The sequence below is a fragment of the Micromonospora sp. NPDC003776 genome (assembly GCF_053605645.1).
Genome location: NZ_JBSGJR010000547.1, coordinates 1 through 4,695, shown reverse-complemented (window position 1 = coordinate 4,695; position 4,695 = coordinate 1). Strand labels below are relative to the sequence as shown.

Here is a 4,695-nt window from a genome sequence, read left to right as displayed (position 1 = left end):
ATCCCCCCCCGCTGCCGCCCACCCCCGCCGGCCCGGCCCCCCCCCGGCCGGGGGCCCCCACCCGGCGCGGTCAGCGGCTGTGATGGTCCAGCAGGACGGTCAGCAGCCGGGTCAGCTCGGCGCGTTCCGCAGCCGACAGGGGGGCGAGCAGGGTGTCCTGGACCCGGCCGAGGGTCTCCTCCAGCCGGCGCAGTTCGCGCCTGCCCGCCTCGGTGAGGGTGACGACGTTGCGCCGCTTGTCGCCCGGGTCGGGGGTGCGGTGGACGAGCTGTTTGGCGGCGAGGTCGTTGAGGACGGCGACGACGTCGCTGCGGTCGATGCCGCAGCGGCGGCCCAGGTCGGCCTGGCTGGCGGGGCCGAACTCGGCCAGGGCGGCGAGGACCCGGTAGTGGTAGCCGCGGGCGCCGCGGGCGGCGAGCCCTTCGCTGACGAGCCGGCCCGCGTGGGTGGCGGTCTGGGTGAGCAGCCAGCTGGGGGTGGCGCGCAGCCGGGCCGGGGTGCGGGTGCCGGTTTCCATGGGGTCGACCGTACCAGGATCGTTGGCCGGGCCAACGACTTCTGATACGTTGGTCGAGCCAACATTGGTTGCACCAACGAATGCGGGAGGGGTCACGTGACCACCCTGAACGGCCAGACCATCGGACAGGCCCACTACGCGACCCGGGCGCTGCTGGAACGCCACCTGACGCGGCTGGGCATCTCCTTCCCCCAGTCCGCGGCGCTGAACGCCGTAGCGGCCGAAGGCGGCGCGCTCGCCCGGGATGCCCTGCTGCGGCGGATGACCGACGCGCTGAAGATCGACGAGCCGGCCGCCCGGGCCACGCTCGACGACCTCGTCCATGCCGGCCTGCTCCGCGCCGACGGCGCCGGGCTGGCCCTCACCGATGCCGGCCGGACGGTGCAGCGGCGCGTCGGCGACGCGGTGGCCGGCATCACCGCCCGGTTGTACGGGGACATCCCCGCCCCCGAGCTCGCGGCGGCGGGCCGCCTGCTCACCCTGATCAAGCAGCGCGCCGACGCCGAGTTGGCGGCGACCGGGGCGTGAACGCCCCGCGGGGCCGGTGCGACCCCCTCGCACCGGCCCCGCGTCTTCCCGCGCCCGCAGGTCGATCAGTGTTGCGGGATGTTCTGTACCCCGATCCGCTTGCGGAACACCCAGTACGTCCAACCCTGATACGCCAGCACGATCGGGGTGAACACCACGGCCACCCAGGTCATGATCTTCAGGGTGTACGGGGTGGACGCGGCGTTGATCGCCGTCAGCGTGCCGGCCGCGTCCAGGGTGGACGGCATGACGTTGGGGAACAGCGCGGCGAACAGGGTCGCCACGGCCAGGGCGATGGCCACCGCGGTGCCGGTGAACGCCCAGCCCTCCCGGCGTACCGTCGCGGCGGCCAGAGCGCCGAGCAGGGCCAGGGCGGCGCCGGTGGCGAGCACGACGGCGGCGGCGCTGGAGCGGATGGTGAGCGTCCAGGCCAGGAACGCCACCGCGACCACGGCGGTGCCGGCGCCGACCTTGACCGCGAGGGCGCCGGCGCGGGCGCGGATGTCGCCGCTGGTCTTCAGGGCCAGGAACACCGCGCCGTGGGTGAGGAACAGCCCGAGGGTGGTCAGCCCGCCGAGCAGGGCGTACGGGTTGAGCAGGTCGAGCAGGCCGCCGGCGTACTCGTGGTCGGCCGACAGCGGCACGCCGCGGAAGATGTTCGCGAAGGCGACGCCCCACAGGAGCGCCGGGACGGCCGAGCCCCAGAAGATGGCCTGGTCCCAGCGGCGCTTCCAGGCCGCCTCGGGCCGCTTGTGCCGGTACTCGAAGGCCACGCCGCGGGCGATCAGGGCCAGCAGGATCAGCAGCAGCGGCAGGTAGAAGCCGGAGAAGAGGGTGGCGTACCACTCGGGGAAGGCGGCGAACATGGCGCCGCCGGCGGTGATCAGCCAGACCTCGTTGCCGTCCCAGACCGGGCCGATCGTGTTGATCATCACGCGGCGTTCCCGGTCGTCGCGGCCGAGCACGGGCAGCAGCATGCCGACCCCGAAGTCGAAGCCTTCGAGGATGAAGTAGCCGGTGAAGAGCACGGCGACGAGGAGAAACCAGACGGTGGTCAGTTCCACGATGGGCTCCGGGATCAGTAGGCGAACGCCAGCGGGCGCTCGGCGTCGTCGGTGTCGTCGTCGGCGGGGGTCGGGGTGACGTCGGGGACGCCGGCCTTGGCGTAGCGGACCAGCAGCTTGAACTCGATCACCGCGAGGGTGGCGTAGATCAGGGTGAACGCGGTGAACGAGGTGAGCACCTCGGTCAGCGAGACGCTGCGGGAGACGCCGTTGCGGGTGAGCATCTCGCCGAAGACGATCCAGGGCTGGCGGCCCATCTCGGTGAAGATCCAGCCGAAGGAGTTGGCCAGCAGCGGCAGCAGCGGCATGACCAGGCCGGCGCGCAGCAGCCACCGGCTGGTGGGGGTGCGGCCCTTGCGGTGGGTCCAGAGCACGATCAGGGCGATCGCGGCGGCGGCCAGGCCGAGGCCGATCATGAACCGGAAGCTCCAGTAGGTGACCGGGATGATCGGGGTGTAGCTGCCGGCGCCGTACTGGGCGGCGTACTGGGCCTGCAGGTCGTTGATGCCCTGCACGGTGCCGTTGGGGTCGCCGGTGCCGAGGAACGACAGCAGGTACGGGATCTTGATGGCGAACACCTCGCGGCTGCCGTCGAGGCTGCCGACGGTGAGCACGGAGAACGAGGCGGGGCTCTCGGTGGTGTAGAGGCCCTCGGCGGCGGCCATCTTCATCGGCTGCACCTCGGTCATGATCTTGCCTTGGATGTCGCCGGTGAACAGCACCAGCGCCGAGGAGACCAGCACCACCCAGGAGCCGAACTTGGTGGCGAAGCGGTAGGCGTCGGTGTCGGCGCTGTCGCGGTTGCGGATGACGTGCCACAGGCCGACGGCCACGATCAGCGACCCGGCGACCAGGAACGCGCCGGAGAGGGTGTGCGGGAAGGTGATCAGGGCGACCTTGTTGGTCAGCACGGCGAAGAAGTCGGTCAGCTCGGCGCGCCCGGTGGTGGGGTTGATCCGGTAGCCGACCGGGTTCTGCATGAACGAGTTCGCGGCGAGGATGAAGTACGCGGACAGGTTGGTGCCGATCGCGGCGGCCCAGATCGCGGCCAGGTGCAGCCGCTTGGGCAGCCGGTCCCAGCCGAAGATCCACAACCCGATGAAGGTGGACTCGAGGAAGAACGCGACCAGGGCCTCGATGGCCAGGGGCGCGCCGAAGATGTCGCCGACGAAGCGCGAGTAGTCCGACCAGTTCATGCCGAACTGGAACTCCTGCACGATGCCGGTGACCACGCCCATCGCGAAGTTGATCAGGAAGAGCTTGCCGTAGAACTTGGTGAGCTTGAGGTAGCGCTCGTTGCCGGTGCGGTGCCACAGGGTCTGGAGGATGGCCACCAGGATGGACAGGCCGATGGTCAACGGCACGAAGAGAAAGTGGTAGACGGTGGTGACACCGAACTGCCAGCGGGCGACGTCCAACGCGTCCACCTGAAACCCCCCAGCTGTGCATACTACGAGACGTAGTAGATACTACTCGGCGTCGTAGAAGAACGGGCAGGGCCGGAGGGCCCCGACCGGCCCGGGACCAATGACCTTGATCACCCGGCCGCCCGGCCCGGGACCGGACCCCGGGCTCACCCACCGGCGTGCGACCATCCAGCACTGATGGACACCCCGACCACCCCCTGGCGGGCGCCGCTGCTGTGGCGCGCCGCGCAACTGCTCGCCCGCGGCGTCGTCGGCCTGCTCGGCCGCCTCGAGGTCACCGGCGACGTGCCGGACGCGCTGCGGCACGGGCCGCTGATCCTGGCCGCCAACCACATCAGCCCCTTCGACCCCGTGGTGCTCACCGCCGCCTGCCGGGCCCGCGGCATCCACCCACGGATCATGGCCACCGGCGGGCTGTTCCGCGCCCCCCTGATCGGCCCGCTGATGCGCCGCGCCGGGCACATCCGCGTCGACCGCGGCACCACCTCCGTGCACTCGGCCCTGGAGGTCGCCGCCGCGGCCGTGGCCGGCGGCTCGGTCGTCCTGGTCTACCCCGAGGGGCGCATCGGCCTGGACCCCGGCATGTGGCCCGAGCGGGGCAAGACCGGCGCGGCCCGGCTCGCCTTCGCCAGCGCCGCCCCGGTCGTCCCGGTCGCCCAGTGGGGCTCGCACGAGGTGCTGCCGTACCGGGCGCCCAAGGGCATGCTGCGCGGGCTGGCCCGGGCGATCACGCGCCGGCCGGCGATCCGGGTGCACTTCGGCGCGCCGGTGGCCCTGCGCGACCTGCACCCCGGCACGCCCGGGGCGGCCCGGCGGGCCACCGACCGGATCATCGACGCGATCACCGAGGATCTGGTGGCGCTGCGCCCCGACGAGCCCGACCGGCCCCGCCACGTCGACCCCGGCCGCCCGGTGGAGACCACCCGCGCGCACCGCCGGCACCGGTCCGGCTGATTCCGGCCCGCCCCGCCGCCGACGATGAGACCCTTCGGGCCGGGACACCCGAGGAGGCAGCCGTGAGCGGACCCGTCGTGCTGATCACCGGCACGTCCAGCGGCATCGGGCTGGAGACCGCCGTGGGCGCGGCCCGCGCCGGCTGGCGGGCCGTCGCCACCATGCGCGACCCCGCCCGCGCCCACCCGCAGCGCCCACATCGGAA

At 72.5% G+C, this 4,695-nt stretch carries 6 protein-coding genes; 3 read left to right on the top strand and 3 right to left on the bottom strand.

Annotated elements, in window-relative coordinates; all coding sequences use genetic code 11:
• Nucleotides 1-70: 70 nt before the first annotated feature.
• Complete coding sequence (locus tag ACWEVO_RS30530) at nucleotides 71-517, bottom strand: MarR family winged helix-turn-helix transcriptional regulator (protein ID WP_452310925.1); 447 nt, start codon at nucleotides 515-517, stop codon at nucleotides 71-73.
• A 96-nt stretch (nucleotides 518-613) separates the two neighbouring features.
• On the opposite strand from ACWEVO_RS30530, the gene ACWEVO_RS30525 reads away from it, so the two are divergent.
• Nucleotides 614-1,045 (top strand): hypothetical protein, encoded by a 432-nt coding sequence (locus ACWEVO_RS30525; RefSeq protein ID WP_452310924.1) that lies wholly within the window; start codon nucleotides 614-616, stop codon nucleotides 1,043-1,045.
• A gap of 65 nt (nucleotides 1,046-1,110) precedes the next feature.
• Here ACWEVO_RS30525 and cydB read toward each other — a convergent pair whose 3' ends face one another.
• Nucleotides 1,111-2,109, bottom strand: coding sequence for a cytochrome d ubiquinol oxidase subunit II (cydB, locus tag ACWEVO_RS30520; RefSeq protein ID WP_452310923.1), 999 nt, complete (start codon nucleotides 2,107-2,109; stop codon nucleotides 1,111-1,113).
• 14 nt (nucleotides 2,110-2,123) lie between these two features.
• Complete coding sequence (locus ACWEVO_RS30515; protein WP_452310922.1) at nucleotides 2,124-3,536, bottom strand: cytochrome ubiquinol oxidase subunit I; 1,413 nt, start codon at nucleotides 3,534-3,536, stop codon at nucleotides 2,124-2,126.
• Nucleotides 3,537-3,713: 177 nt separating this feature from the next.
• On the opposite strand from ACWEVO_RS30515, the gene ACWEVO_RS30510 reads away from it, so the two are divergent.
• Both ACWEVO_RS30510 and ACWEVO_RS30505 read left to right on the top strand, forming a co-directional pair.
• On the top strand, nucleotides 3,714-4,490 hold the full coding sequence (locus tag ACWEVO_RS30510) for a lysophospholipid acyltransferase family protein (RefSeq protein WP_452310921.1): 777 nt from the start codon (nucleotides 3,714-3,716) through the stop codon (nucleotides 4,488-4,490).
• Nucleotides 4,491-4,552: 62 nt separating this feature from the next.
• Nucleotides 4,553-4,695, top strand: a 143-nt coding sequence (locus tag ACWEVO_RS30505; protein WP_452310926.1) for an SDR family NAD(P)-dependent oxidoreductase, incomplete at its 3' end; no start/stop codon positions are given.

Bases quoted from the DNA above. Each gene is read 5' to 3' on its own strand.
- ACWEVO_RS30510 (WP_452310921.1), top strand. From the start codon at position 3,714: ATGGACACCCCGACCACCCCCTGGCGGGCGCCGCTGCTGTGGCGCGCC.
- ACWEVO_RS30530 (WP_452310925.1), bottom strand. From the start codon at position 517: ATGGAAACCGGCACCCGCACCCCGGCCCGGCTGCGCGCCACCCCCAGC.